Annotated in this window: 3 protein-coding genes; all 3 read left to right on the top strand. The window is 35.8% G+C overall.

The genetic code is table 11. The features are described 5' to 3' along the window. Positions 1–38 precede the first annotated feature (38 nt). A complete protein-coding gene (locus ACT8VG_RS10340; protein WP_444195819.1) occupies positions 39–1,088 on the top strand; it encodes a Sapep family Mn(2+)-dependent dipeptidase in 1,050 nt (349 codons plus the stop codon). Then, positions 1,085–1,825: a copper homeostasis protein CutC gene (locus ACT8VG_RS10335; protein WP_288704967.1), complete on the top strand. Its 741-nt coding sequence runs from the start codon at positions 1,085–1,087 to the stop codon at positions 1,823–1,825. Before ACT8VG_RS10340 ends, ACT8VG_RS10335 begins: the two co-directional genes overlap by 4 nt. Then, the coding region (locus ACT8VG_RS10330; RefSeq protein WP_444195818.1) for a YitT family protein at positions 1,788–2,271 on the top strand (484 nt) is incomplete at its 3' end. The genes ACT8VG_RS10335 and ACT8VG_RS10330, both read left to right, overlap by 38 nt.

The following is a 2,271-nucleotide window of genomic DNA, read 5'->3' as shown; positions in this document are numbered from 1 at the left end:
ATGAATAATTAAAGGCTTTTGATGAGATTGCAGATCAGATGATTGACGGCATCTTGCGTATTGTACGTTTTGATAGTGAAGAATCTGAGGCTGTAAGTGATGCTCCTTTTGGAGAAGGTGTACGCCATGCACTTGATGAAACACTTCAGTTGTCTCGTGATCTTGGATTTGAAACAGTGGATGTTGATCATTATATCGGTTATGCACGTTATGGTAAAAGTGATGATTATGTATGTGCCTGTGGTCATTTAGATGTTGTACCAGTAGGTGAAGGCTGGAAACATCCACCATTTAGTGCTTATGAAGAAGATGGTGTGATTTATAGCCGTGGTATTCTAGATAACAAGGGTCCTATTCTTTCATGTCTTTATGCCCTTACTGCTTTAAAGAGACTTGGCATAAAGCCTGAAAGAGAAGTACGTATCATCTTTGGCTGTGATGAAGAATCAGGATTTGAGGATTTAAAATATTATTTAGATCATGAAAAAGCACCTATTGCTGGCTTTACACCAGATTGTAAATATCCTGTTGTTTATGCTGAAAGAGGACGTGCTGTTATCAAAGTGAAAGCTGATCTAGATCATTTGATTACTTTTATGAATAAGTATATCTTAAATACACAAAACAAAGGTGAAAGACTTGGTATTGATTATAAGAATGATGAGTTTGGACAATTAGAAATCCGTAACTATCATTTAACTAAAGAAGACTTCAGTTTTTCTATTAGTTATCCGGCAGGACTTACACTAGAAGAAATACTCGATAAACTCAATCGTATTGAAGGATATGAGTATGAAGTCGTGTCTCATTTCAAGCCTGTTTATTTTGATAAAAAGGCACCAATGGTAGAAATTATGAAAGAGACATATGAATATGTAACGGGTAATGATGGAACTCCTGTGACTACAACAGGTGGTACTTATGCGAAAATGATGCCTCATATCGTCCCATTTGGACCTTCTTTCCCAGGACAAAAGGGTATTGGACATAATCCAAATGAATGGATGACAAGAGAGGATCTTATTACGAATGCTAAAATCTATGCTTTAACACTTTATCAATTATCTAGAAAGGATACAGAACTATGATTGAAGTATGTTGTGGAAGCTATAAGGATGGCCTACGTGCTTATAAGGGTGGAGCCACACGCATTGAATTAAACAGTGCTCTTTATTTAGGAGGTTTAACACCCTCTGTGGCCTCTTTAAGATTATTAAAGAGAGAAACAAAATTGACTATTATTTGTATGGTTAGACCTCGTGGTGCTGGTTTTACTTATGATGAAATAGAATATAAACAGATGTTATTAGAAGCAGAAGACCTATTAGAAAATGGTGCAGATGGTCTCGCTTTTGGTTTCTTAAAGAGTGATCATACAATTGATGTCAAGCGTACAAGAGAATTTGTAGAACTTATTCATAAATACCATCGTACGGCTGTATTCCATCGCGCCTTTGACTGCTGTGATGATTTAGACCATGCGATGAGTCAATTAATTGAACTTGGCATTGATCGTGTTTTGACAAGCGGTGGTCAGCCTACTGCGATAGATGGAGCAGATAAGATCAAATCATTACAAGAAAATTATGGTAAGGATATTGAAATTCTTGCAGGAAGTGGTGTGAACTATAATAATGCATCCTCTTTAATGAAACATACAGGTATCTCACAGGTACATTCTTCTTGTAAGGATTATGAAGAAGATCCTACAACTTCAGGCAAGTCTGTCACTTATAGCTATTATACTGGCACACATGCCAATGATTATGAAAGTGTGGACCAGGAAAATGTCGAAAAACTTGTCAGCAGCCTACAAAACAAATAAAAGATATATTATTACTTTCTTTGCGGTGTTCTTTTCGGCACTCTTACAGACATTTGTTCTTCAGACATTTTTGAATCCTTCTGACCTTTTATCAAGTGGTTTTACAGGTATTGCGATTCTAATTAATCGTATCAGCATGCTTTATGGATATTCATTGTCTATTTCCACACTTGTGATTGTACTCAATCTACCTGTCGCAATTATATGTTATAAGACAATAGGTAAGAAGTTTGTTTTCTTCTCTTTCTTACAAGTTATCTTCTTCAGTATTTTCACAAGGGTATTATCATTTGATCCATTATTTGATGATGTGATCTTGAATGTCTGTTTTGGTGGATTCCTTTATGGATTTGCGATTGCGATTGCCTTAAGAGGTAATGCAAGTACTGCTGGTACTGACTTTATCGCTTTATATGTATCTAATAAAATGAATAAGTCAATCTTCG

Source organism: Catenibacterium sp. (assembly GCF_052354645.1).
Lineage (GTDB): Bacteria > Bacillota_I > Bacilli_A > Erysipelotrichales > Coprobacillaceae > Catenibacterium > Catenibacterium mitsuoka_A.
This window is presented reverse-complemented; position numbering and strand designations above follow the sequence as displayed.

Bases quoted from the DNA above. Each gene is read 5' to 3' on its own strand.
- ACT8VG_RS10340 (WP_444195819.1), top strand. From the start codon at position 39: ATGATTGACGGCATCTTGCGTATTGTACGTTTTGATAGTGAAGAATCT.
- ACT8VG_RS10335 (WP_288704967.1), top strand. From the start codon at position 1,085: ATGATTGAAGTATGTTGTGGAAGCTATAAGGATGGCCTACGTGCTTAT.